General features: G+C 31.6%; 21 protein-coding genes. 20 read left to right on the top strand and 1 reads right to left on the bottom strand.

What is annotated here, in order from left to right; translation table 11 throughout:
• Positions 1-2 precede the first annotated feature (2 nt).
• From ACWNT5_RS16425 to ACWNT5_RS16350, 16 genes are all read left to right on the top strand, one after another.
• Positions 3-2,003: an alpha-ketoacid dehydrogenase subunit alpha/beta gene (locus ACWNT5_RS16425; protein WP_456517948.1), complete on the top strand. Its 2,001-nt coding sequence runs from the start codon at positions 3-5 to the stop codon at positions 2,001-2,003.
• Between the two features lie 256 nt (positions 2,004-2,259).
• Positions 2,260-3,258: an SDR family oxidoreductase gene (locus ACWNT5_RS16420; protein ID WP_456517947.1), complete on the top strand. Its 999-nt coding sequence runs from the start codon at positions 2,260-2,262 to the stop codon at positions 3,256-3,258.
• 34 nt (positions 3,259-3,292) lie between these two features.
• The gene (locus ACWNT5_RS16415) at positions 3,293-4,573 is read left to right on the top strand and encodes a nucleotide sugar dehydrogenase (protein WP_299601774.1); all 1,281 of its coding nucleotides are present in this window, start codon (positions 3,293-3,295) and stop codon (positions 4,571-4,573) included.
• Between the two features lie 49 nt (positions 4,574-4,622).
• Positions 4,623-6,164 (top strand): oligosaccharide flippase family protein, encoded by a 1,542-nt coding sequence (locus ACWNT5_RS16410; protein ID WP_299601771.1) that lies wholly within the window; start codon positions 4,623-4,625, stop codon positions 6,162-6,164.
• Between the two features lie 7 nt (positions 6,165-6,171).
• A complete protein-coding gene (locus ACWNT5_RS16405) occupies positions 6,172-7,452 on the top strand; it encodes a hypothetical protein (protein WP_456517946.1) in 1,281 nt (426 codons plus the stop codon).
• Between the two features lie 27 nt (positions 7,453-7,479).
• Entirely contained in the window at positions 7,480-8,445 is a 966-nt protein-coding gene (locus ACWNT5_RS16400; protein WP_456517945.1) for a polysaccharide pyruvyl transferase family protein, read from the top strand.
• A 15-nt stretch (positions 8,446-8,460) separates the two neighbouring features.
• Positions 8,461-9,420, top strand: a complete 960-nt coding sequence (locus ACWNT5_RS16395) for a class I SAM-dependent methyltransferase (protein WP_456517944.1) — start codon at positions 8,461-8,463, stop codon at positions 9,418-9,420.
• A gap of 44 nt (positions 9,421-9,464) precedes the next feature.
• A complete protein-coding gene (locus ACWNT5_RS16390; RefSeq protein WP_456517943.1) occupies positions 9,465-10,574 on the top strand; it encodes a glycosyltransferase family 4 protein in 1,110 nt (369 codons plus the stop codon).
• Entirely contained in the window at positions 10,571-11,686 is a 1,116-nt protein-coding gene (locus ACWNT5_RS16385; protein WP_456517942.1) for a glycosyltransferase family 4 protein, read from the top strand. The genes ACWNT5_RS16390 and ACWNT5_RS16385 overlap by 4 nt, the downstream gene beginning before the upstream one ends.
• Before the next feature lies 1 nt (position 11,687).
• Positions 11,688-12,260 carry a serine O-acetyltransferase gene (locus ACWNT5_RS16380; RefSeq protein WP_299896322.1) on the top strand — a complete coding sequence of 191 codons (573 nt, stop codon included), beginning with the start codon at positions 11,688-11,690 and terminating at the stop codon, positions 12,258-12,260.
• 45 nt (positions 12,261-12,305) lie between these two features.
• The gene (locus tag ACWNT5_RS16375; RefSeq protein ID WP_299601753.1) at positions 12,306-13,400 is read left to right on the top strand and encodes an EpsG family protein; all 1,095 of its coding nucleotides are present in this window, start codon (positions 12,306-12,308) and stop codon (positions 13,398-13,400) included.
• A 29-nt stretch (positions 13,401-13,429) separates the two neighbouring features.
• Positions 13,430-14,320, top strand: coding sequence for a glycosyltransferase family 2 protein (locus tag ACWNT5_RS16370; protein WP_456517941.1), 891 nt, complete (start codon positions 13,430-13,432; stop codon positions 14,318-14,320).
• A complete protein-coding gene (locus ACWNT5_RS16365; protein WP_456517940.1) occupies positions 14,320-15,459 on the top strand; it encodes a glycosyltransferase family 1 protein in 1,140 nt (379 codons plus the stop codon). The genes ACWNT5_RS16370 and ACWNT5_RS16365 overlap by 1 nt, the downstream gene beginning before the upstream one ends.
• A gap of 5 nt (positions 15,460-15,464) precedes the next feature.
• Entirely contained in the window at positions 15,465-16,868 is a 1,404-nt protein-coding gene (locus ACWNT5_RS16360; RefSeq protein ID WP_456517939.1) for a phenylacetate--CoA ligase family protein, read from the top strand.
• Positions 16,869-16,969: 101 nt separating this feature from the next.
• Positions 16,970-18,295 (top strand): MBOAT family O-acyltransferase, encoded by a 1,326-nt coding sequence (locus ACWNT5_RS16355; protein WP_366141416.1) that lies wholly within the window; start codon positions 16,970-16,972, stop codon positions 18,293-18,295.
• A gap of 64 nt (positions 18,296-18,359) precedes the next feature.
• The gene (locus ACWNT5_RS16350) at positions 18,360-19,229 is read left to right on the top strand and encodes an SGNH/GDSL hydrolase family protein (RefSeq protein WP_456517938.1); all 870 of its coding nucleotides are present in this window, start codon (positions 18,360-18,362) and stop codon (positions 19,227-19,229) included.
• 131 nt (positions 19,230-19,360) lie between these two features.
• On the opposite strand, the gene ACWNT5_RS16345 is transcribed toward ACWNT5_RS16350, so the two are convergent.
• Complete coding sequence (locus ACWNT5_RS16345) at positions 19,361-21,346, bottom strand: right-handed parallel beta-helix repeat-containing protein (RefSeq protein ID WP_299601737.1); 1,986 nt, start codon at positions 21,344-21,346, stop codon at positions 19,361-19,363.
• Positions 21,347-21,959: 613 nt separating this feature from the next.
• On the opposite strand from ACWNT5_RS16345, the gene ACWNT5_RS16340 reads away from it, so the two are divergent.
• From ACWNT5_RS16340 to ACWNT5_RS16325, 4 genes are all read left to right on the top strand, one after another.
• Positions 21,960-23,114, top strand: coding sequence for a glycosyltransferase family 4 protein (locus tag ACWNT5_RS16340; protein ID WP_456517937.1), 1,155 nt, complete (start codon positions 21,960-21,962; stop codon positions 23,112-23,114).
• Between the two features lie 192 nt (positions 23,115-23,306).
• On the top strand, positions 23,307-24,614 hold the full coding sequence (locus ACWNT5_RS16335; RefSeq protein WP_456517936.1) for a CoF synthetase: 1,308 nt from the start codon (positions 23,307-23,309) through the stop codon (positions 24,612-24,614).
• A gap of 259 nt (positions 24,615-24,873) precedes the next feature.
• Positions 24,874-25,479, top strand: coding sequence for a sugar transferase (locus ACWNT5_RS16330; protein ID WP_299896365.1), 606 nt, complete (start codon positions 24,874-24,876; stop codon positions 25,477-25,479).
• A 24-nt stretch (positions 25,480-25,503) separates the two neighbouring features.
• On the top strand, positions 25,504-26,601 hold the full coding sequence (locus ACWNT5_RS16325) for a hypothetical protein (protein WP_456517935.1): 1,098 nt from the start codon (positions 25,504-25,506) through the stop codon (positions 26,599-26,601).
• Position 26,602: the final 1 nt, after the last annotated feature.

Here is a 26,602-nt window from a genome sequence, read left to right as displayed (position 1 = left end):
ATATGGCAGAAGAAAAGTTATTATCTGATTTTGATATAAAGGATTATGGTAAGGAATTATTGGTTTCATTGTATGCCAAAATGTTAAAACCAAGATTGATTGAGGAGAAAATGCTCATATTGTTACGACAAGGCAAAATATCTAAATGGTTTAGTGGTATTGGTCAAGAAGCAATTTCAGTTGGGGTAACTGCAGCCTTGAATCCTGAGGAATATATATTACCAATGCATCGAAACCTTGGAGTATTTACAACAAGAAAAGTGCCTTTATATCGACTTTTTAGTCAATGGCAAGGGAAAGCCAATGGTTTTACAAATGGTCGAGATCGTTCTTTTCATTTTGGTTCGCAGGAATATAATTTAGTCGGAATGATATCTCATTTAGGGCCTCAATTAGGTGTCGCTTGTGGTATTGCTTTAGGTAACTTGTTGAAAAAGAATAACAAGGTTACAGCAGTTTTTACAGGAGAAGGTGGAACAAGTGAGGGAGATTTTCATGAAGCATTGAATATAGCTTCAGTTTGGAGTTTGCCTGTTATTTTTTGTATCGAAAATAACGGGTATGGTCTATCTACACCTATTTCAGAACAATATAATTGTAAACATCTTGCTGATCGTGGATTAGGATACGGAATGGATTCATATGTAGTTGATGGTAATAATGTAGTAGAAGTTTATGATACTATACGGACAATAGCAGCTGATATTAGAACAAATCCAAGACCTGTATTGATTGAGTTTAAAACTTTTAGAATGCGTGGTCATGAAGAGGCTAGTGGCACCAAATATGTACCGGAGGAACTCATGCAATTTTGGGCTAAAAAAGATCCAATTGAAAATTATAAAGAATTCTTGATTAACAATGCCATCTTATCAGATGAAGAAGATTTTCGCATAAAATTTGAAATTAAGGAAGAAATTGATAAGGATTGGAAGCGCACAAATGAAGAAGAAGGTGTTTTGGTTGATATAAGCAAAGAACTAAATGATGTTTATAAAGAATTTCATTTTGTAGAAAGCAAACCTCTAGATAACACATCTGAAGAATTACGATTTATAGATGCAATTTCTGAAGCTTTAAAGATGGGAATGCGCAGAAATGATCACCTAGTCATTATGGGACAAGATATTGCCGATTATGGTGGTGTTTTCAAGATAACAGAAAATTTTGTTGAAGAATTTGGAAAAGACAGAGTTAGAAATACTCCTATTTGTGAATCAGGAATAGTTTCTACTGCATATGGGTTATCTGTTAATGGTATGAAAGCAATCGTAGAGATGCAATTTGCTGATTTTGTTTCTTCAGGATTTAATCCTATTGTCAATTTACTGGCAAAATCTAATTATCGTTGGAGTCAAGCGTCTGATGTAGTTATTAGAATGCCTTGTGGTGGTGGTGTAGGAGCGGGACCATTTCATAGTCAAACCAATGAAGCTTGGTTTACTAAGACTCCTGGTTTAAAGGTGGTTTACCCTGCTTTTCCTAAGGATGCCAAAGGACTATTGTTAGCAGCGATAGAAGATCCAAATCCAATATTATTTTTTGAACACAAGGCGTTATATCGTAGTGTTAGACAAGAGGTGCCGAAAGAATATTATACAACACCTATTGGAAAAGCAGTTTTATTAGAAGAAGGAGAGGATATTTCTGTAATCACATATGGAGCAGGTGTGCATTGGGCTTTGGATGTTTTAGAAGTTCATTCTGAGATTAATGCAGATGTTATCGATTTAAGAACGTTGAAACCGATTGACATAGATACTGTTATAAAATCGGTAAAGAAAACAGGAAAGGCTATTATACTGCAAGAAGATTCTATGTTTGGAGGTATAGCTTCAGACATTTCTGCTTTGCTAATGGAACATTGTTTTGAGTTTCTAGATGCGCCAGTAAAAAGAGTTTCAAGTTTGGATACACCTATTCCTTTTGAGCCCAATTTAGAACAGCAATATTTACCAAAAAAGAGATTCGAAGAAGAGCTGTTAGAATTGTATAGGTATTAACACCTGTTTTTCGTTCCGAAAACGTTTTTGTTAATAAAATCGAATTAATATTTAAATAATTGATTTTTAGTTATTTATGTTTTTTAAAATCGATGAATTGATTTTTTTTTAGGATAACGGAACATTAAGTATTTATTATGGGTCAAAATCCCCTGAGATATAAGTTGTGTGTTCTGTTGTTAAATGTTAATTTCGCGCTGTCTATGTCAAAAACATAGCGCAGGGGATTAAAAATCAAGGGGTAATACAAAAATACATGAACACTAACCAATTGGAGCTGTTAAGTTCTTCTACTGTTCTGGTAACTGGAGCGGCAGGTTTTATAGGATCTAACTTATGTGAGGCATTACTGGATAAAGGCAGTAAAGTAATAGGTTTAGATAATTTTGCAACAGGTCATAAGAGAAACCTGACTACATTAATTGAAAATCCAAATTTTACTTTTATAGAAGGAGATATTAGAAACCTCGAGGATTGCAACAAAGCTTGTAATGGTGTTGATTATATATTACATCAAGCTGCATTAGGATCAGTACCAAGATCCATAAATGATCCTATAACTAGTAATGATGTAAATGTAGGGGGGTTTCTAAACATGCTTGTAGCTGCAAGAGATGCGGGTGTTAAAAGGTTTATTTATGCAGCGAGTTCATCCACATATGGAGATTCTAAAGCATTACCTAAAGTAGAAGAAAAAATCGGAAAACCTTTATCACCGTATGCAATTACGAAGTATGTAAATGAATTATATGCAGATAATTTTAAGAGAACTTATGATTTAGATACAGTAGGTTTGCGATATTTTAATGTTTTTGGAAGAAAACAGGATCCAAATGGAGCATATGCTGCCGTTATTCCGAAGTTTGTAATGCAATTCATGAAATATGAATCTCCTGTAATTAATGGCGATGGTTCTTTTTCAAGAGATTTTACATATATAGATAATGTAATTCAAATGAATCTTAGAGCTATTGTCTCTGATAATAAAGAAGCTCTAAATAATGTATATAATACAGCATTCGGGGAAAGAACTACCTTAAATGAATTAGTAACTTTATTAAAAGACTATCTTTCAGAGTTTGATCCTAAAATAAATGATGTAGAAGTAAAGAATGGACCAGAACGTAAGGGTGATGTGCCTCATTCTTTAGCATCAGTGGATAAAGCAAAAACATTATTAGGATATGATCCTGAATTTGATATGAAATCAGGATTAAAAGAAGCCGTAAAATGGTATTGGAATAATCTTAAATAGACCATTCTAATAAATATAAATAACAACAATAGCCATGCAAGATATTAAAATAGCAATCATAGGTCTGGGATATGTGGGACTTCCTTTAGCTAGACTTTTTGCAACCAAGTTTCCCGTTATTGGTTTTGATATCAATCAAAATAGAATAGAGGAGTTACGATCAGGTAAGGATACTACATTAGAAGTTGAGGATGAAATTCTTCAATCAGTTTTAACTGAAAGCAGCAAAATGGATCAGGGACTTTTTTGTAGTTCCAATATTGAAGACATAAAAGATTGTAACTATTATGTAGTTACGGTACCCACTCCAGTAGATAAGAACAATAGACCTGATCTTACACCATTATATAAATCAAGTGAGACGGTAGGGAAGGTATTAAAAAAAGGAGATATAGTGATATATGAATCTACAGTGTATCCTGGTGTTACTGAAGAAGAATGTATACCAGTTTTGGAAAAAGTAAGTGGATTGAAGTTCAATGTTGACTTTTTCGCTGGGTATTCTCCTGAACGTATTAATCCTGGAGATAAATTACATACTGTAGAAAAAATATTAAAAGTAACTGCAGGTTCTACTCCAGAGATAGGAAAAAAAGTAGATGATTTATATGCTTCGGTAATTACTGCAGGAACTCATTTAGCACCTACAATTAAAGTTGCGGAAGCTGCCAAAGTAATAGAAAACTCCCAACGTGATATTAATATTGCATTTGTAAATGAATTAGCAAAGATCTTTAATCTAATGGACATAGATACAAATGACGTGCTAAAAGCAGCTGGAACAAAATGGAACTTTTTACCATTTAAGCCAGGTTTAGTAGGTGGTCATTGTATAGGAGTCGATCCATACTACTTGGCTCAAAGAGCGCAAGAATTTGGATATCATCCGGAAATAATTCTAGCAGGAAGAAGATTGAATGATAGTATGGGACAATATGTAGCGTCCGAAGTTATTAAATTGATGGTCAATCATGATATCAAAATCAAAGGAGCTGATATTTTGGTACTGGGAATAACATTTAAAGAAAATTGTCCTGATGTTCGAAATACCAGAGCGGTTGACGTAATTCAAAATTTAAAGGATTTTGGAACCAATGTAAATATTTATGATCCTTGGGCTAACCCATCTGAAGTAGCACATGAATATGGGTTATCAACTATGAATGAATTACCTAATACTAAGTATGATGCAGTCGTATTAACAGTAGCACATAAGGAGTACTTAGATATTGATTTAAAATCACTATTGAAACCAGATGGTGTTTTATATGACGTAAAAGGAATATTAAAAGAGGAAGTGCACGGAAGATTATAAATATGCTTCCTGTTTTTTTTAAGTAAAAACAACTTTTAAACCAACCAAATTGAGCCAACTAAAAAAAGGAGCTTTATTAACGTATTTAAAAATCTTTTTGATTAATGTTGTTGGGATTGTAATAACCCCTTTAATCGTTAGTTATTTAGGAAAAGATGAGTACGGAATATTCAATGCAATTGGTGCTTTAATTGGAACCATAGCTTTATTGGATTTTGGCCTCACCAATACAGTAGTTCGCTTTATTGCAAAATATCGTGCGGAAAAAGATCGAGAAGGAGAAGAAAATTTTTTAGGAACAGTTAGAATACTATATGCTGCGGTTTCTACACTAGTTGTAATATCGGGTAGTATTTTTTATTTCTTTATTGATAGTTATTTTACAAAATTTAATGCAGAGGAATTAAGAATTGCAAAAATCATGTTTGTGATTTTAGTCTTTAATTTGGCAATTCAATTACCTGGAATGATATTTACTGGAATCTGCAAGGGATACGAAAAGTTTGTTTTTCCTGAGTCTGTAGGTATTATTCGATATATATTACGATCGTTAACTATTGTATGTGTTTTATATTTCGGTGGAAGAGCAATAGCCTTGGTTATTGTTGACACTATATTTAATATGCTTACGATTTCAGTATCTGCTTACTATGTATTGGTGAAATTGAAAGTACGATTTAAGTTACATAAACTCTCAAAAAGCTTTATTCTTCAGATTTTTCAATATTCGAGCTGGATTTTCCTTTTTGCTATTGTAAATATGTTACAATGGAAATCTGGAAGTTGGGTATTAGGCGCAATAAGTATTCCTAAAGTATTAGGGATATATGGTATTGGAATAGCTCTTGGTACATACTATGGAGCTTTTTCTACAGCAATTTCTAGCGTTTTTCTTCCAAGAGCAACACAGATGTCTGTTAATAATGCGAGTGGAGAAGAGTTAACTAATATGATGATTAAATTAGGAAGATTATCTTTCATTATTTTGATGTATATTTTTGGTGCCTTTTTATTGTATGGAGAACAATTTATAAACCTTTGGGTAGGTGGTGGAGAATCGGCAGCAAATGGGAGGTATACCGCAGAAGAATGTAGAGAAATTTACATGATTGCTTTGATCATAATGATTGGGTATACATTACCATTACTACAAGCTTTTGGGAACTCCATTTTAGAAGCTAAAAACAAACTCTCTTTTAAAGCGATTTTGTATTTAAGTTTTATGATTGTTGGTGTTGTTGTTGGAGGGTTTCTAGCTATGAAATATAGTGCTACGGGAATGATAATTGGTCTTGTCGGAGGATGGATGATTGTTCAAAACGTGATGAACTTTTATTATCATCATACCATAGGATTAAATATTATCCGTTTTTTCAAAGAATTACTTCATAAAGTAGTATTAGTGGTATTATTGGTGGTTGCAGTTGGTTACTTTATAAATTATATTCCGGGTGATGGATGGTTTAGTTTTATAGCCAAAGGAGTATCATACACATTAGTTTTTGCTGTAATGATGTATACCTTAGGAATGTTAGAATACGAAAGAGAATTATTTAGAAAACCTATTGTTTCATTACTGAAACGAAAATAATATAAAAATGGATACCTTAAAACTACAAGCAATCACATACTCTGATAACGGTCGTAAGATCAATTATGACTATGTGGTAGGTGCTGATATCCAAAAATTCTTTGTGGAGAAAGAACCTTTTTATTCCAAATATCAAATAGATGTAAGTTCTACTCCAGAAAGTATCGCTGTGATTCCGTTTTTGAGTAATGTCTTACCAATGGCTTGGTTTGCTGGGTTTGATATAGAAGTTGATGAAGTTGATGAAGATTTCTATAATGCTCAAGAAAAAATAAAACAGGAGTTTGCTAAAAGAGATGTACCGAGTTCTTTTACAGGAAAGTTAGTAGCAAAGAAACTAGTAAAAAACTCTGTAAAGCATACTAAATCGGCAATGCTTTTTAGTGGTGGGGTAGATGCTTATGCTACTTATATTAGAATTTATGATCAAAAACCTGATTTGATAACGCTGCATGGAGCAGATATCACTATTGCTGATAAAGGTCAATGGAAAGAGTTTACAGATTTCATTGAAAATGAAGAGTTGTTAGTAGATAATAATAAAGAATATATAGAAACCAATCTGAGAGATTTTTATACGTATCAAGTAGAATTACTGCTAAAAGATATAGGTTGGTGGGGTAAAGTACAGCATGGTTTAGCGTTAGTAGGGTCTATTGCTCCTTTAGCTTATATTCATAACTATAGTTCGGTTTATATTGCGTCTTCATATACTGATCATATTGATATTGATTGGGGATCTACACCAGAAATTGATGAAAAAATTACTTGGGGTTCAGGTTTTAGAGTTTATCATGATGGGTATGAACTTAAAAGACAGGATAAAGTAGATTTAATAGCAAAATTTGCCGAGGATAAAAATAAGAGATTTAGACTTAGAGTTTGTTATTCTGAAAAAAGAATAGAGTTTAATTGTAGCTATTGCGAGAAATGTTTTAGAACTATAATGGGACTTATTCTCAATAACCAAAATCCAAATGAATATGGTTTTAATGTAGATGGATCGGTTTATGACAAAATTTATCAGATTTTACATATAGGCTCTGGAAGTAAAGGAGTAAAATACTTTTGGTGGGAATTAATGGAAAAGGCTAAGAGTGTGGATACATTTTTTGTTTTTGATAACAAAGAAGTTGAAACTGCCCATATGAACGAGTTTAGAAATGGCAAGGTAGATAGACTTTTAGAAGAAAAAATTAATAATGCAAATAAAGGAACCAATCGATTGAAGTTTATTATTAGAAATAAATTTCCTTGGTTACAAAAGATATATAGAAAATTAAAGTAGATACAAACTAGGTAAATTGTAGAACTAATGAAATACGGATTACTTACATACGATGAGAATAAGAACTTTTTTAATGTTGGAGACAATATTCAAAGTTTAGCGGCTAAACAATTTTTGCCAAAGGTAGATACGTTATTAAATAGAGAAAGATTAGGAGAGTACACGGGTGATCCTATAAAGTTAATTATGAATGGATGGTTTACTCATAATATTCATAATTGGGTGCCGTCAGATAATATTGATCCTATTTTTGTTTCTTTTCACATGAATAATACGGCTGCTCCAGCTATGTTAAGTGAAAAAGGAATTGCATATCTAAAAAAGCACCAACCTATTGGATGTAGAGATCAATTTACGGCAGATACTCTTAAGGCTAAAGGAATTGATGCCTATTTCACTGGATGCCTAACATTAACTTTAGATTCTTATAAAGTTGATGATTCAGAGAGAGGAGATGATATTTATATTGTTGATCCTTTATATAGCTATCCAAGAGCAGAAAAGGTATTTTACAATACAAAAATCACTATTAAAAACATATTAAATGGATCTGCTTTCAAATTAGGAAAAAAAGATAAACACATAAAAAAGTTTATCAGTAAAGAAGTATTGGACACAGCTACGTTTATCAACCAAGAACCGCCTTCGAATACTTATACAGACGAAGAAAAATTTGATATGGCTGTTGATTTGCTAAATAAATATGCAAAAGCAAAGCTAGTCATAACCTCTAGAATACACTGCGCATTACCATGTTTGGCGATGGGTACTCCTGTAATCTTTGTAAACGGTTTTGATAGTTTTGTAGATTCTTGTCGATTTGATGGGATTCTAGAGCTATTTAATCGAATTGATATTGATAGTAAAACAGGAGCATATACTTCTAATTTTGGATTAGAAGGCAAAATAACCAACGAAACCACAGTAAAAAACCTCGAAAAACACCACGACTTAGCCAATGCACTAAAAGAAAAAGTTACTAATAAAATCTAAACAACCGCACAAACGATGAAAAGGGTACTCAAAAAACTGTTAAAGGATAACTTCTTTACAGCTCCAAAGAAAATGCAACAAAAACACACTACATTTTCTAAAGAGCAATTAGAAGAGTTAACAAAATCACTTAAAGAAAACTACTTAGACAGAGGAAATACCAAAAGTAGATTATCAACTGCAGAATATAATCAGGCAGTAAGTGGACAGCTTTTTGATCGTTTGTACTATAATAGAAATAGGATAGCGCCTTGGTTACATCATGTAAAGGATCTAAATGGAGCTAATATTTTGGAAATTGGATGTGGAACTGGTATTTCTACACTAGCCTTAAGCGAGCAAGGTGCCAAAGTAGTAGGTGTTGATGTGGATGCTGGAGCTTTGGAAGTAGCTAAGGATAGGATGAGAATAGCTGGATATGAAGCAGAGTTGCATCATGTAAATGGAGAAGAAATTGAAGAGAATTTTAAGGATAGAAAGTTTGATTTCATCATCTATTATGCGGTTTTAGAGCATATGACGGTTAGTGAACGATTAGAATCATTACAACAAGCATGGAGAATGTTATCAAGCGGAGGCTATCTAGCAATTATAGAAACTCCTAATAGATTATGGTATTATGATTCGCATACGGCTGCACTGCCTTTTTATGATTGGTTACCAGATGATTTAGCGTATTACTATTCTAAATTTTCCAGTAGGAAGAATTTTAAAGATTCTTATCGTGAGATTGATGATGAAAATATGATGAAATTTAAAAGATGGGGAAGAGGAGCTAGCTATCATGAATTTGAAGTAGCAATAGCACCTTTAAAAGAAATTAATATAGTAAGCAGTTTAATGAAGTTCGAAAAGTCTACTTTTCTAAAGGTTGGTTTTAAGGGATTACGCTATATAAAATTTCTAAAATCAATGAATAAAAATCTAAATAGCGGTTTTTGCTATCCGTATTTAGATATTGTAATAAAAAAGTAACAAAAGTATCTCCCCCAAATACTACTATTCTTAAACGTAATTTGATGAAACTGGTATATATAGTAAATCGTATCGACGGTCCTGGAGGATTGGAAAGGGTACTTTCGATAAAGGCTAGTAAGCTTGCAGATGATTATGATTATGATATCCATGTAGTTACATTAAATCAGAATACAAGTGAACTCTTTTACGATTTTAGTCCTAAGTTATCATATCATAATGTAGAGGCGAAAGGAAATCCTATATCTAGGATGTATAAGTATGCTAAAGGACTGAGAAATACGATAAAAAAATTACAACCAGATGTAATTGCAGTTTGCGATGATGGGTTAAAAGGTTTTTTCGTACCCCTAATTTTGGGTAAACTTTGTCCTATGATCTATGAAAGACATGTTTCTAGAAATGTAGAAATAAAAAAGGGGAAGAGATCTTTAAAGAAGAGAATTACCACTGCTACCAAATTTTCTTTAATGAATTTTGGCGGAAAGTATTATGATCATTTCGTAGTACTTACCAATGGGAATTTAAATGAATGGACATTTAAAAATCTTAAAGTTATTCCTAATCCATTATCTTTTTATCCAGAAGAAAAAAGCTCTTTAGAAAATAAAAAAGTATTAGCTGTAGGGAAACATAGTTTTCAAAAAGGATACGACAGACTCTTAAAAAGTTGGCAAAAAGTAAATGATATACATCAAGATTGGAGCTTAGATATTTATGGGACTATTAATGAAAAAGAGGGCTTGAGTAAACTTGCAGAAGATCTAGGGGTATCTAATTCAGTCAATTTCTATCCACCAGTAAAAAATATAGCAGAAAAGTACCAACAGGCATCGATTTATACGATGTCGTCGAGATATGAAGGATTCGGAATGGTATTAACAGAAGCGATGGCATATGGAGTACCTTGTATTTCTTATGATTGTCCTTACGGTCCATCTGATATAATTAGTGATAAAGTTGATGGTCTTTTAGTAGAAAATGGAGATATCGATACTTTTGCAAAAGCTATTCTTATCTTAATTGAAGATGAAGATAAACGGAGAGCTATGGGAAAGAATGCCAAAGAAGCAGTAAAAAAGTATCTGCCAGAAACTATTGCTCAAGAATGGAATCAACTTTTTATCGGTTTAACTAATACCTCATCCAAATGAGAATCGTATTTGTTATAGATCAGGTATATCTCCACGGAGGAATCGAAAGAGTACTTTCTATAAAAGCAAATTATTTTGCTTCTCTAGAAAATTACGAAGTACATATTATCACTACAGAACAAAAAGGGAACACACCTTGTTATTCCTTTGATCAAAATATTGCTTTTAAAGATTTAGGGATTAATTACAATAGAAGAAAGTCCTATTTTCATCCTAAAAACCTAAAAAAACTTCCGAATCATATTGCCAAAACAAAGGCTGCTTTAAAAGAAATTAAGCCAGATGTTGTGGTGGTGTGCAGTCATAGTGTGGATACTTATTTTGTTCCTTTTATAGTAAAAAGTATTCCTAAAATTAAGGAGTTTCATTATTCTAGGTTTATAGAAAAAGACAAAAGAGCAAATCCTAGTTTGTTTAAAAAGTACTTTTTCAAGTTTGCGGATTATGTGGAAACAAAATATGATAAGTTGGTAATCCTAAATAAGGATGAAACAAATTATTATAAAAGCAATAATACAGTTGTTATACCAAATCCATTGACCTTCTTCCCAGATAATGTGTCAAATCTAAATAACAATCGAATCATTACTGCAGGTAGAATTGCTGCAGTAAAGGGATATGATATATTGATAGATATTTGGGCGGAAGTTTCAAAAACTAAAAAAGACTGGAATCTTCATATCTTTGGGAGTGGGGAATCGAATTATGTCGAGAAACTTCAACGTAGAATTAATGAAGTAGGTGTTCAAGATACATTGAAGTTGATGGGACCAACAGATAGGATGCAAGAAGAAATGTTAAGTTCTTCTATTTTTGTAATGACTTCGCATAATGAATGTTTTCCATTGGTATTATTAGAAGCTCAAGCATCTGGTTTACCGATAGTTTCTTTTGACTGTCCATATGGACCTAGAAATATTGTAAATAAAGAAACAGGAGTTTTAGTACCAATGTATGACAATTCCGAATTCGCAAAACAGTTAACTGAGCTGATGAATGATAGGGATACCATTAAGAATATGGGAGCAAAAGCAAGAGAGAATTCGAAAAAGTATGAGTTAGCACAAATTATGAATCTTTGGAAGGGTTTGTTTACAGAAGTAATAAAGTAATATGAGATCACTAATTTTAAATATATATAAGATCTTTTTATTTCCTCATGTGATCATTTATAAAGGAAGTAAGAATAAAGATCTAATTGATAAGGATATAGAAAGATGGGCCTCGGCCAAAGGGATGACTGGAGGTAAGGTTTCTTTGCTTCTAAATTTTCTGGCGAACTCTCCAGACTTTAGAACTTTGTTTTACTTTAGAAATAGAGGTATGGTCTCTAGTCTACTAAACTTGTATTGCAAAAAAGAGAAATATTTTAGAATTGATATCAGTACTAAATTAGGAGGTGGTGTATTAACAGGACACCCATACAGCACCATTCTAAATGCAGAAGAAATAGGTGAGAACCTATATGTAAATCATTTGGTAACAGTAGGCGAAGTAGATGGAAAAAGGCCTACGATAGGAAATAATGTTTCTATTTATACAGGAGCTATAATTATTGGAGATATTAAGATCGGAAATAACTGTTCTATAGGAGCTGGTTCTGTTGTAGTTAAAGATGTTCCGGATAATTGTGTAGTAGTTGGAAATCCAGCACGTATTATTAAGCAAGACGGGAAAAAGATCTAGAAAATATGATGTGTAATAAGATAACTGTTAAAATAAGCTAGTAAAATGAACACTTTTGTGCCTTTAGAGTTTTACTATCCGTTGTATATTAATTTATGCTTCTTTTTGGTGGTATTTACTTTATTACACACTAGACTTTTACAGATTAGTGAGCACAAGAATATTGTTTTCATAAATTTTTCTGGATACTTCTTGTTAATTTTTCTAATACTTTACATTGGTCAGCGCCCTATAAGTGGTATTTTTGGGGATACGGTCAATTATATAGTTACATTTGATCGATATCGACTCGGAGGAGAAATTCCAGAGGTAAATGATTATGGTTGGCATGTTTTTATGAAAACATTGGCACAAATCGTATCAGCTCACACTTTTTTTACAATTTGTGCATTTATTTACATTTTCCCATTATACAAGATTTCTAAAAAGTTATTTGGACAATACTGGTACTATTCATTTGTAATGTTTATCGTTTCCTTTTCCTTTTGGACTTATGGAGTAAACGGAATGCGTAATGGTGCTGCAACTTCCTTGTTTTTATGGGGATTATGTTATCATGAGAAAAAGGTAGTAATGGCGTTGTTTTTTCTAGCTGCCACATTTTTCCATAAAACCCTGTTTTTACCAATTTTCGCATATATAATTACCAACTTTTATAATGATCCCAAAGTATTCTTCAAAGGTTGGCTATTTTGTATTCCATTGTCTTTGGTAATGGGAAGTTTATGGATAACACTATTTGCTAGTTTAGGTTTTGGCGATGATCGACTTACTGGATATTTAACTTCTGAGGTAGATGCCAATACATTTGCAAGTACAGGATTTAGATGGGACTTCCTGTTCCATAGTGCTTTTGCAGTTTTTGCGGGATGGTATTTTATTTATAAAAAGAAGTTTGAAGATAAATTTTATTATCAATTGCTAAATACCTATCTGATTTGCAATGGATTTTGGATTTTAGTTATAAAAGCTAATTACTCGAATCGATTTGCATATCTATCATGGTTTATGATGGCAATCGTGATCATATATCCATTTCTAAAGAAAGAATTTTTTAAGGACCATCATTTTATGATTGGGAAAGTAATGTTGGCCTATTTTTCATTTACATATATGATGTACTATTTATATTGGGGATAAACACTAACAACAAATCAATTAATCAACTAATGAAAACGATAACAGTATTTACACCAACTTACAATCGGGCGTATTGTTTGCATAAATGTTATGAAAGTTTAATTAAGCAATCAAATCAAGATTTTGTTTGGTTAATTATAGACGATGGTTCTACGGATGATACAGAATCATTAGTAGCTTCTTGGATAAAAGAAGGGAAAATAGATATACGATATCATTATCAGGAAAATCAAGGAATGCATGGTGGTCATAATGCGGCTTATCGTTTAACAGAAACCTTGTTAAATGTATGTATAGACAGTGATGATTGCATGGGAGAAGAAGCTATAGAGAAAATATTAGTTGCTTGGGAGAAAATAAAAGATAAACCAGAATATGCAGGTCTTGTAGGATTAGATGCTGATCCAGATGGAAAAATTATCGGAACTAAAATTCCAGAGCATATTAAAGAAACTACCTTATATGATTTGTATAATGTACACAAAGTTTTAGGTGATAAAAAATTAGTATATCGAACAGAAGTTGTAAAAAAATACCCTTCTTATCCGATTTTTGAAGGAGAGCGTTTTGTTCCACTAGGGTATCTATATCAATTGATTGACCAAGATTATAAGTTACTTCCTATCAATGATGTTCTTTGTGAAGTAGAATATATGCAAGATGGTTCAAGCATGAATATTTTAAAACAATATAGAAGACATCCAAAAGGCTTTGCATTTTCTAGAAAAAGTAGAATGCAGCTTGCAGAAAATTTCAAAGACAAGTTTAAAAATGCAATTCATTATGTATCTAGTGCCATTTTTACCAAAAATGGGTCTTTTATTAGTGAATCTCCAAAGAAGTTGACTACAATTTTAGCCATTCCTTTTGGAGTACTTTTAAATCTTTATATACGATACAAAACTAAAGGAGAGTTTTAATGGGTGTTATAAGAGTTTTACAGGTATTTACTATCATGAACAGAGGTGGAGCCGAGTCGATGATCATGAATTACTATAGAAAAATAGACAGGAGTCAAATACAGTTTGATTTTCTGGTACATCGCAAAGAAAAAGCTGCTTTCGATGAAGAAATAGAAAATTTAGGAGGAAGAATATATAGATTTGATCCAATAAATCCTCTTTTTCCGGGAGATTATTATAATAAATTAAGAGACTTCTTTAAAGAGCATTCTGAATACTCAATAATACATTCTCATTTAAACACTTTTAGTTGTTTTCCATTAAAAATTGCGAAAGAATTTAATATTCCTTGTAGAATTGCGCATGCTCATATTGCCATTGATGATGTTAGTTTAGGTTCTCTTTTTTCAAACAAAGAAAGCATAAAAGAAACTTTCAAGAAATTGATAAAACTTCAATTAAAAAAGAAAGTAAAAAAAGATGCTACAGATCTATTTTCATGTGGTGATAAAGCGGGGAATTGGTTGTTCGGTAAGGATATTTCTTTTACTACTATGAATAATGCAATTGACACAGAAAAATTTGCATATAATCAATCTATTGCTCAGCAATACAAGAAAGAGTTTGATGTAGAAAAAAATCTAGTGATTGGGCACGTAGGAAGATTTGCAAGTCAGAAAAATCATACCTTTTTGCTTAAGATTTTCAAAGAAGTTTTACAAAAGAAACCTGAGGCTGTATTAATGATGGTAGGAGATGGACCTTTACGTTCAGTAATGGAAAAGGAAGCGGCACAGTTATCAATAGAAAAGAATGTTCGTTTTTTAGGAGTAAGAGCAGATGTACCACAACTGTTTCAGATGTTTGATGTATTTGTATTCCCATCTTTTTATGAGGGATTACCAGTTACATTAATTGAGGCACAAGCTGCGGGAATAAAAGTTTTTGCTTCTGATAGTATAACTACAGAAGTTAGTTTGACAGAAGATATCGAATTTTTATCCATAGATCAATCGCCAGAAAGCTGGGCAGATAAGATTTTGGCAATAGATGCTTCTGTAAAGAACGATAATGTACAGAAAATTGTGGAAGGTAATTATGATATTGTTTCTAATACATTAGAAATTCAAGAATTCTATAAAGAACAAATAAGATAGCAATTATGGGGAAGTTGCAAGAAAAAATTTATAATAGTTTACCTTATCCTTTTAAGTTTATTTTACTAAACGTAAAAGCTTATCAAAATTCTAAACAACGTTATACCAAAGAATTTGAAACGTACTTAAATGAGTATATCGATTTATGGGATTCGGATATTGATGTAGTAAAGAGGTATCAGGAAAGTAGACTAAAGGTTTTGTTATCCGAAGTATTTGAGCATTCTGATTGGTATGCGTCCAAAATGAAGGATTTAGGCATTACCTTACATGATATTGAAGAGAAGCCCTATGAAGTTCTTCAAAAAATGCCAATATTAACAAAGTCAGAAAGAAAGACAAATCCAGAAGCTTTGGTTAATAAAAAGCGACCTACCGATGGAGTGGGGTATACTAGTGGAACTTCTGGTGCTCCGACGGTAAATTATTTAGATAAAGAATCTATCAATAGATCTTTTGCGTTATGGCGTCGATTTCATAAAGCTATTGGTTTAGAAACACGAAGAGTAAAACAGGTGCGATTTTCTGGGAGATTAATCATAAAACCAGATGCAAAAAAGGCTCCTTTCTGGGTATATAATTATTTTGAGAATCAGTTGTTGATGTCGACTTATCATCTAACGGATGAAAATTTACCTAGTTATATTAAGAAATTAAATAAATTCAAACCGCTATTATTAGACGGTTATCCTTCAGCGATTTATATTATCAGTAGATTTATAAATCAAAATAATATTGATGTTAAGTTCACTCCCAAAGCTATTGCTGTTACTGCAGAGACCTTGTATGATTATCAAAGAACAGAAATAGAAAGAGCGTTTGGATGTCATGTGTTTAATCAATATGCGTCTAGTGAAGGAAGCCCTTTTATAACAGAATGTGTAAATGGTAATTTGCATTTAAATACGGATTCTGGGATTTTTGAATTTATTAATGCAAAAGGGGAAAAGGCAAAACCAGGAGAAGTTGCACAATTGGTGGTTACTAGTTTTACCAATTTAAAAACTCCTCTTATCAGATATAATATAGAAGATACTGTTTTACTTTGTAATGAAGGAAAAGTTTGTGATTGTGGTTGTGTGATGCCTATGATCGAAAAATTAACCGGTAGAGAAGATGATATTCTTTGGACCAAAGAAAAAGGATATGTCGGTAGGATGGATACGGCTTACAAAGGATTAGAGGGTATTGTAAAAAGCCAAATTGTACAGGAAAGTCATGATGAAATCACAGTTAATTTGATAGCTGATCAAAACTTTGACGATGGAATGAAAGAAAAATTAGTACACAATTTAAAAGACCGATTAGGACAGAATGTAAACTATACAATCAATATAGTAGATGATATTCCTTTGGGACCTAATGGAAAGTTTGACGCGGTAAAAAGAAATTTTACAATCTCGCTTTAATTCGTTTTTGGTAGGTAATGTACTTTAATTCATTTGATTTTTTAATTTTTCTTCCAGTTACCTTTTTATTGTATTGGTTTTTGGATAAGAGGAAAATCGTCTTGCAGAATTTATTACTGTTAGCTGCTAGTTATATATTTTATGGCTGGTGGGATTGGAGATTTTTGTCATTAATAGTCTTAAGTACTGTTGTAGATTATGTTGTAGGTCTAAAAATATACGAGTCAAATTCTAAGAAGCATAAAAAAAGATGGCTGCTTTGTAGCATTTTCTTTAATTTAGGGTTACTAGCGTTCTTTAAATATTGCAATTTTTTCATTGATTCATGGATAGAACTATGTAGCGCTATTGGTATACAAAACCAAGAATTTACTGTAATGCGTATCATATTACCTGTGGGTATTTCTTTCTATACCTTTCAGACGATGTCTTATACTATAGATGTATATAGAGAGAAGCTAAAACCGACAAAAGACTTGGTTGCTTTTGCAGCATTTGTTTCCTTCTTTCCTCAATTGGTAGCAGGTCCTATAGAAAGAGCTACTCATCTGTTACCACAGTTCCTGAATAAAAGGAGTGTTTCTCAAGGTTCAATTTCACTTGGTTGTAAATTAATTATCATTGGATTTTTTCTAAAACTTGTAATTGCAGATCGAGCCGCTATTTATGTAAATGCTGTTTATAATAATGTTGAATTACATGATGGTCTAAGTTTTATTTTTGCGACAGTTTTATTTGCCTTTCAGATTTATGGAGATTTTGCGGGATATTCTTTAATCGCAATTGGTACGGCAAAGTTTTTTGGATTTGATTTAATGACAAACTTTAGAAGACCTTATTTTGCTGCATCTATTCATGAATTTTGGAATCGATGGCATATTTCATTGTCGACCTGGTTTAGAGATTATCTGTATATCCCGTTAGGCGGAAATCGTGTTGGTAAATTTAGATGGTTCTTTAATCTTTTTATTACCTTTTTAATAAGTGGATTATGGCACGGAGCAAATTGGACATTCGTATTGTGGGGAGCAATTAATGGAGCTTATCTTATTATAGAAGTATTGCTTAGTGCTAAAAACAGAAAAGGTATTCTAAATATCATAAGCACATTTATTCTTATCTGTTTTTCCTGGATATTTTTTAGAGCTAATACTGTTTCTGAAGCTTTTTATATTATAAAGAAAATAGTTCTTCAACCTGGTAAACTTTATATTGGAATGGGAGATGATATCGCCGCACCTTTTTATGCTGTGTTGGCAATTATAGTGCTGATTGGTTTTGAAATTTGGAGAGAGTATATAGGTTCTGTAAAGCAGATTACCGAAAAAACCGAGATTTCCAGAATGTTAGGATATAGTCTATTAATTTTCTTGATTTTATATTTAGGAGTTTTTGGGGATAGCCAGTTTATATATTTTCAATTTTGAGTAAGATCGTATGAACAAACATAGGGTAATAATTTTTAAGCTTATTAAACTATTAATTATCATAGTGATAGTTGATACGGTTTTAGGTATTGCAGCGGAAAAACTTTTCTATACACAAAAGACGGGTAAATATGCTCGCAGTACATATGCCATTGATCAAACAAATGCAGAGACATTAGTTTTTGGCAGCTCACATGCGCATAGACACTATGTTCCAGAAGTTTTAGAAAAAGAACTACAAACATCCGCTTATAATGTTGGGGCAGAAGGGCAACAATTATTATATCATTTAGGTCTTCAGAAAATGATCTTAAAACGAGTAGTCCCTAAAACTATTATTTTAAATATTGATGAAGACTTTTTGTTTAATTCGACCTTTGCTTATGATAGACTTCATGATCTATATCCCTATTATGGAGATCATAAAGAAGTGCTAAGACCTATTTTTGCTGTAAACAATAGGTTTGTAGATATTAAAATGTTTTTTAAATCATATCTTTTTAATTCTACTATCGTACATATGACACGTTATTACGTATCTCCACAAATAGATTATAAAGGGTATAGACCACTTAATGGGACCGTAAGTGAAAAGGAAATTGATAATTATGAAAATGATATACAACAAAAAAGTAATGTAATAGATAGTAATCTTGTAAATGCCTTAAAAGAGTTTATTCTAAATGCAAAGTCGAACAATATTAAACTCATTTTTGTTACATCACCGAAGTTTATAAAGGGTAATTATAGAAAAAACAGATCTTTTTCCTTAATTAATGAGATAGCTACAGAACATAATATTCCTTTACTAGATTTTTTTAACGATCCGAGATTTAGTAATAATCATGATTTTTTTCATGATCCGTCTCATCTAAATGATAAAGGAGCTAAGTATTTTACTAAGCTTCTTGCTAAAGAGATTTTAGCTCTCTAATATTAACTAGTTTATGAGGCATGAGTACACTGTGCAATTAGTACTATATACAGGATATCATAAATAGAAAGAGACCATCAATATAGATGGTCTCTTTTCCTTATAAAATATAGGTACAATTATAAGGTGTCTTATCGATTAGCACAAGTATTACCACTTAAAACAATGGCATTTGGCGTATCTGAATCATTGTTAATACAGTCGAATCTATCTGCTCCAGATGGTTCCAAAATGTTATTATTAGTAATAGACACATCCGAATGAGAACCATACAATCTGATTCCATCACTGTCGTTAGGATCAATTTTAGTATTAGAAGAAATATTGATATTAGAAGAGGTACCTAATTCAATACCACCAGTTACTTCGTTATTCATAAAATCAATACCATTCGCATTATTTATGGTTACTTTTTTCGAAGTAAGGAATTTATTTCTTTCTACAGAGATGGTATATCCGTTAGTATCAGGAGTATTATTAAACCCTGTTAGGAATAAATGAAATCTTCCTGCTGTAATCTCATTATCGTTGATACTAGTATTATTTACAAAAGTATTGGTCGCACTAATTCCTGTTTCATTTACATTAATCATGTTATTGTAAAATCTAGAATCAGACGTATCTTTTAATTGAATTCCAATATCACCATTTGTAATATTATTATCATGTACATCGATATCATTGGTATCTGTTGCTATACCAATACTGTATCCAGTAATATCGTTACCAGATATTTCATTATCAAATACTGTTTCACTATGACTACCTGCTGCAAAAATTGCAAATCTTTCGGCAGCTTCTGCAGAAGCATTGAATCTATTATTTATAATTTTTGTTCCAGAAGCTAATGAGAGAATACATCTAGTTTCTATATCATTGTTTTCTACAGTAATATCTTGTCCAATAGTTGCTGCAGTAAAACCAACTCTACTATTAATTTCAGTATTTCTGGTAATTAAAATATCAAAAGCTCTTTCATGTTCTAATAGATTCCCATTAGCATCTCTGCTTCTAAAAGCTTCAATATTTATAGCATATCCAACTTCACCACCATCGGATCCAGCCATTGGTTGACCTACATTGGTAAAGGTATTACCTTCAATTAAAATATCGTTACCATCGGTAAGAGCAATTCCCATTCTTCTAATATTGGTAAAAGAACAGTTGATTACCTTTACTCCGTATGTTGGAATATAATCTGGATCAAATCTAAATCCTATAGAATAAATAGTTAAAGCTCCTTTAGATCCTTCTACAAAATTTACACCATCGACGGTAACATTTCTACCAGAATGAATATGCATAAGGTGAGTACCGTAGAGGCCTACATCGTCAGGAGCGTATTCACGATCATTTCTGTCTCCAATTATGTTTCCACCAGAAATCGTTACGTTGTCAGCATCTCTAACTGCGATAACTGTACCATTTTCGATTCGTGATCCAGCAGGAAACTGTCTTAACTTGGTATTGTCAGACATTTTTAAATGGAAATTAGATGGAACATTGATTCCTTCTACAGAAGCATAAAAATTTTGATCAGCTGTGGTGCTCGTTACTTTCGTAGTTTCGAAAAAGGCATCAAAAACATTCGTCTCGAAAGTAGTTCCACCCATTTCTTTTATCTGAAACATTAAATCTTCAAATTCAGCAGTATTCTTCAAAGCAATATCAGAATTAGTTTGCCCTTGAACAATATTTTCCCATCTAGTCGCATTAAACTTAAATACAGGATCTTTTAAACTAACATTACCTTCAGTTTTTAAACTAGAGTTTAAAAGCCTTCCATCAATTATACCTCCGGAAAATATTAAAGTTCCATTAAAAATATCTCCACCATCAAAATCAAAAGTGGTGTTAGGAGGTAAAGTAATGGTCGCGCCTTCTAAATCTAACAGACAATTTATTGTTACTGTAGAGTTAGCAGCCAGACCAGAAAGGTCAAAATCGCATGGAGTATCAGAAACAATTCCATCGTCTTCTTCCTCTGGAGGAGTATCGTCTTCATCTTCAATAACTTCCTCTTCTTCTTCAGAAATTGCTTCTTCGATGTTCTCTGTACTACAAGCAAAAATGCTTATAGCAAACACTAATAATAGAAAATAGGGTAACTTTTTCATTTCGGTTGGGGGGTGTTTTAGGTTTTTAATTTCATTTTTAACGGAGTTTCATCGATACTATTGTGTATTATGTCGAAAAAAAATGTTAAAGTTTACGAATTATAATCATTTGATAATTAAACAATTAAACCCTTACGGCTTTACCGTAATGCGAGTCGAAATTAAAACCAAAATGAAAACTACTTTGATAAAATCTACTGTAAATACTAGGGTAAGGTGAGTGAGTCATAAATTTGATGGATTTATTCCCCAAAAAATGGAGTGTTTTTTGTGTGAAATTGTAAGTTTTTTCTTTCTTTTTTGTTACGTCTTAAATTTTTCCAATGTCTAAATATACATAAGTTGATGTTATTATTGCATTTGTTTCTTCAAATAAAATAAATAATTACAATTTCTTAATCCCTATTGTATTAAGATCATAAACTATTGTATTATATCACTGATGTATTGTAAAAATTCAGTATTCGTTTGTACGTAAAATGAATCATACCTTTCAATTTACAAACTATTTTTTTCATAGATCGTTTATGATTTTTAAAAATATTGGAAATAAAATTTTAATCATTCCTTATATCTATATATTTGCAACCACAATATTTATTATTTCTATTAAGTGGAAAAAAAGGGGAAAATTATTCGTGTTACAACTGTTCCAAGGTCTCTTGGGGGATTGCTTCAGGGGCAGTTAAAGTTTATGTCTCAGTATTATGAGGTAATTGGAGTTTCGAGTAAAGATGAAAATATCTTAGATAGGGTAGCGAAACAGGAAGGAATCGCTGTAGTTCCGATCCAAATGACACGTAAGATCACGCCAGTTCAGGATTTAAAGGCAGTATATCAATTATATAAACTTTTTAAGAAAGAAAAGCCAGATATTGTGCATAGTCATACGCCTAAAGCAGGAACATTATCTATGTTAGCTGCAAAATTAGCTGGTGTTCCGCATAGATTACATACAATAGCTGGATTACCATTATTAGAGGCAACGGGAGCGAAAAGATTATTGTTGGATACTGTAGAAAAAATTACGTATGCTTGTGCTAGTATGATCTATCCAAATTCTTTTGGGTTAAATGATATTATTTTAGAGAACAAATACACTTCTGCTAAAAAATTAAAAGTAATAGCAAATGGAAGTTCTAATGGAATTGATACTTCTCATTTTGATCCTTCGGGCTATACAATAGAAGATAATGACAAATTAAAACAAGAACTTGATATAGCACCAGATGATTTCGTTTTTGTTTTTGTAGGCAGATTCGTGAAAGATAAAGGTATCAACGAGCTTATTACTTCATTTAAACAATTGAATAGTGAATTTAAGAAATCAAAGTTGTTACTAGTAGGAACTTATGAAAGAGATCTAGATCCATTATTGCCAGAAACAGAAAAAGAAATTAATGAAAACCCTAATATCATTCCTGTAGGTTGGCAAAATGACGTAAGACCATTTTTTGCAATATCAAACGCTTTAGCATTTCCTAGTTATCGAGAAGGATTTCCGAATGTGGTAATGCAAGCTGGTTCTATGGGATTACCAAGTATTGTTACCGATATTAATGGTTGTAATGAGATCGTTTCAGAAGGTATTAATGGTACAATCATTCCTCCTAAAAGTTCTGAAATTTTGTACCAATCGATGAAGAAATTTATTTCTGATCCTTCGTATACCAATCAGTTATCGTTAAAGGCTAGGGATATGATTTGTGAACGATACGAAAGGAAGTTTGTTTGGAAGTCAATTTTAGAAGAATATAAAAAGTTATAATTTTAACTTTTTATTTAGATATTTTCTTACAATTTCTTATTTTACCAAAAACAAAAAAAGTAAATAACATCGTCATAATAGTAGTTGCATATTTTATCCCGTAAATATGCACGAAGTTTTTCGTATAAGCTCATTATGTGACTTTGATGTTTGCTATGCTTTGAATTAAGATAAAAGTTAAGTGGACGGTATATGAGAGTTAACGAAAGGATAAGAAATCTTTCTTTTTGGATTATTGATTTTTTAAGAGGAGGTAAGGTTAGAAAACATTATCGAGATGTTAAGCACATTATAGAAAAACCGAATCATCCACTATCGTTAGGTAAAAAAGAGCAGTATTTAAAAGATATACTAGAACATGCTACTCAAACTTCTAATTATTATAAAAATATAAATCCAAACAGTCTTCAAAATTTTCCTGTTGTTAATAAAGAAATAATCAAACTTTCTTATAAGGATATACAATCACAAATACATATTAATAAACAAAAAGTAGGAGTATCTACAAGTGGGTCTACAGGAGCTTCTTTTACTGTTTACCAGAATCTCAATAAAAAAAATAGAAATACAGCTGATATCATTTATTTTTCAGAGTTATGTGGGTTTACAATAGGATATAGGTTATACTATTTACGTTTTTGGAATATGTTTAAAAAGAAAAATGGACTAGCTTCTTTTTTTCAAAATATCATTCCAATAAATGTTTTTGAACTATCAGAAGAAGCTGTTAAAAAGTTGATTACTATTCTAAAACGAGATTCTTCGAATAAAGGAATGTTGGGTTATGCCTCATCTTTTGATAAAATATGTAAATATTTAGAATCAATTAATTCAAAACCCATTGATTGTAAATTGCGATCAGTAATTGGAATGTCAGAGCGCTTAGATCCGAATACCAAACAACAGATGAAAAAATACTTTAATGTTGATATGGTATCCAGATATTCTAATGCCGAGAATGGTATGTTAGCTCAACAACCAATAAAAAAAGAGTTCTTTAAAATTAATTGGGCTAGTTATTATATAGAAATTCTCAATTTCAATAATGACGAAAGGGTAGCTCCTGGAACTATCGGAAGAATTGTGATTACAGATCTATTTAATTACGATACTCCGATGATTCGATACGACACAGGAGATATTGGTATTATGAATTATGAAAAGGATCACAACGCTTCTGAACTTGTGCTTACTAAAGTAGAAGGTAGAAAAATGGATATGATTCGTAATACCTCAGGAGAGATATTATCTACTAGTATTCTTTTGATCATTAACAAATACAAACAAGTAAAACAACGACAGATTATCCAAAAAGCAGAAAAAGAATATCTCTTTAAATTAAAAATAGAACAAAATATTTTTGAGCAAGAAACAGAGTTTATTGAAGAGTTTAGAGGATATTTAGGTGAGGATGCAAATATTAGAATAGAATATGTGTCTGAGATTCCATTATTAAATTCTGGAAAACAAAGAGCAATCGTGAATGAATTCGTTGCTTAAATAACTTTAAAATAGGTAGGTACGACAAGTGTTATTTTTGTTTAAAAAGAAGTTAATTTTAGTTAAGAAAGTAAAATATAGATTGTATATTTGCCACCGATTCTAAATACAGAATTATAGATATGATGATCACTGCGTTCCCCTTGTCAGATATTTGTCATTTATCTATCTCGTTTCCCCCGTATTTTTATAGTAAAGGTATAAGCCAGATGTTTTCTTGTGCTTTAGATTGTTATTTATTTTTAAAATAAGGAGTAGAGTGTATAAACAAATTTTTAAAAGAGTATTAGATTTTAGCATTGCATTTGTGGTGTTGTTATGTATTTCTCCTTTGTTTTTTATACTAATTGTTTTTTTAGCTATTGCAAATAATGGTAAACCTTTCTTTGTTCAAAGGCGACCAGGAAAGAATGAGAAGATCTTTAGTATCATTAAGTTTAAAACGATGAATGATTTAAAGGATTCTGATGGAAATTTACTGCCTGATAAGGATAGAATGACTTCTGTAGGAACATTTGTTAGAAAAACGTCTTTAGATGAAATTCCGCAGCTTGTAAATGTTTTGAAAGGTGATATGTCATTGATTGGACCAAGACCACTAATCATAGAATATCTACCTGTTTATAACGAAACACAGAAAAAAAGACATAATGTAAGACCTGGAATTACCGGTTGGGCTCAAGTTAATGGTCGAAATTCAATTTCCTGGACAAAAAAATTTGAGTACGATGTATGGTATGTAGAAAATTGTAGTTTTTTACTAGATGTCAAAATAATTGGTCTTACCTTAAAAAAGGTATTAAAAAAAGAAGATGTTAATTTATCCAATGAGTTAACTTCAGAATGGTTTAATGGTACTAACTAATATTAGATTTATAGCAAATATAGAATGAGTAAAGATTTACAAGTTATAGGCTTAACCAAAAAGATGTTAAGAGAAGCTATTGATAAAAATACGTATTGGAAGAATGATCTTGCTCCTTTGCCTAAAAGTAAAGCTATATGGTTGGTAAATAATAACAGAATTGAAGAGAATGATTATTGTGGTGTTTTAGGATATGAAGGAGACAAAATGATTTCTTTTATTTTTATGTTTCCTGATTTGTTAAACGCTGGTAATGTAGAGCCCCAAAAGGTATATTGGATGATATCTTGGTGGGTTCATAAGTCCTATAAGGATACTGTTTTAGGGACTTATATATATAATGAAGCAATTAATCTAACAGGAAAACAAGTACTGATAAAGTCATATGCTGAAAATGTAACTGCTTTTTATGAAAAGCAGCCTTTTACTGTGATAGCATCGAGATTAAGACACACCATATTTTTTAGTTTAGATGCCTCTATGATAATAGGGAGGTTTAAATTTTTAAAATCCTTTAAATTTATATTAGATCGAGTGGATGGTTTTGTTGGCGGTATCATAAGATATCTAAATACTTCAAAATTAAAAAATAGAGTAAAGTCACTTTCGTATGAATATGTAAATCAATTAGATGATGATACTTGGGAATTTATAAAACCTTCCTGTAAAAACGATTTAATTTATAAAACAAAAGAATATGTCAATTGGCAATTAGATGCAAGTCAGTACCTACAGACTCCTGTGCCAGAAAGACATCCGCATAAGTCTTTGCAAACAGGAATTAGTAACAATATTTATTTGCACAATCTTAAAATTTCAAAAGGTGAAGAAATAGTAGGTTTTATATCTTATGTTATTAACTATAATGAATTGAATGTAAAATATTTTATAGTTGACAAAGAAGAAAACTATGATATTTGTGTTGATGCCTTGTTAGAAAATTTTATAAGACAAAAGACAACTTTTATGTTTACTGATGATACTAAGTTGTCAGATAACATAACCAAAAGGTTTAAAACAATATTTACGCATAAAGTAACTAAGAAAGGTTTAGCTCATAATGAAACCAACGTGGATACGGAGCATTGCGAAATGTTAAATCGAGATGGACATTTTTATTAAC

It is taken from the genome of Aquimarina sp. 433 (assembly GCF_054054605.1).
Note: the sequence above shows the minus strand (reverse complement) of the source record. Positions and strands in the feature narration are given on the sequence as shown.

What these genes read in the sequence shown, in the direction of transcription:
- ACWNT5_RS16325 (WP_456517935.1), top strand. Translation starts at nt 25,504, where the DNA reads ATGAGTAAAGATTTACAAGTTATAGGCTTAACCAAAAAGATGTTAAGA.
- ACWNT5_RS16375 (WP_299601753.1), top strand. Translation starts at nt 12,306, where the DNA reads ATGAACACTTTTGTGCCTTTAGAGTTTTACTATCCGTTGTATATTAAT.
- ACWNT5_RS16415 (WP_299601774.1), top strand. Translation starts at nt 3,293, where the DNA reads ATGCAAGATATTAAAATAGCAATCATAGGTCTGGGATATGTGGGACTT.
- ACWNT5_RS16420 (WP_456517947.1), top strand. Translation starts at nt 2,260, where the DNA reads ATGAACACTAACCAATTGGAGCTGTTAAGTTCTTCTACTGTTCTGGTA.
- ACWNT5_RS16345 (WP_299601737.1), bottom strand. Translation starts at nt 21,346, where the DNA reads ATGAAAAAGTTACCCTATTTTCTATTATTAGTGTTTGCTATAAGCATT.
- ACWNT5_RS16395 (WP_456517944.1), top strand. Translation starts at nt 8,461, where the DNA reads ATGAAAAGGGTACTCAAAAAACTGTTAAAGGATAACTTCTTTACAGCT.
- ACWNT5_RS16390 (WP_456517943.1), top strand. Translation starts at nt 9,465, where the DNA reads ATGAAACTGGTATATATAGTAAATCGTATCGACGGTCCTGGAGGATTG.
- ACWNT5_RS16400 (WP_456517945.1), top strand. Translation starts at nt 7,480, where the DNA reads ATGAAATACGGATTACTTACATACGATGAGAATAAGAACTTTTTTAAT.
- ACWNT5_RS16365 (WP_456517940.1), top strand. Translation starts at nt 14,320, where the DNA reads ATGGGTGTTATAAGAGTTTTACAGGTATTTACTATCATGAACAGAGGT.
- ACWNT5_RS16425 (WP_456517948.1), top strand. Translation starts at nt 3, where the DNA reads ATGGCAGAAGAAAAGTTATTATCTGATTTTGATATAAAGGATTATGGT.
- ACWNT5_RS16360 (WP_456517939.1), top strand. Translation starts at nt 15,465, where the DNA reads ATGGGGAAGTTGCAAGAAAAAATTTATAATAGTTTACCTTATCCTTTT.
- ACWNT5_RS16370 (WP_456517941.1), top strand. Translation starts at nt 13,430, where the DNA reads ATGAAAACGATAACAGTATTTACACCAACTTACAATCGGGCGTATTGT.
- ACWNT5_RS16385 (WP_456517942.1), top strand. Translation starts at nt 10,571, where the DNA reads ATGAGAATCGTATTTGTTATAGATCAGGTATATCTCCACGGAGGAATC.
- ACWNT5_RS16380 (WP_299896322.1), top strand. Translation starts at nt 11,688, where the DNA reads ATGAGATCACTAATTTTAAATATATATAAGATCTTTTTATTTCCTCAT.
- ACWNT5_RS16405 (WP_456517946.1), top strand. Translation starts at nt 6,172, where the DNA reads ATGGATACCTTAAAACTACAAGCAATCACATACTCTGATAACGGTCGT.
- ACWNT5_RS16335 (WP_456517936.1), top strand. Translation starts at nt 23,307, where the DNA reads ATGAGAGTTAACGAAAGGATAAGAAATCTTTCTTTTTGGATTATTGAT.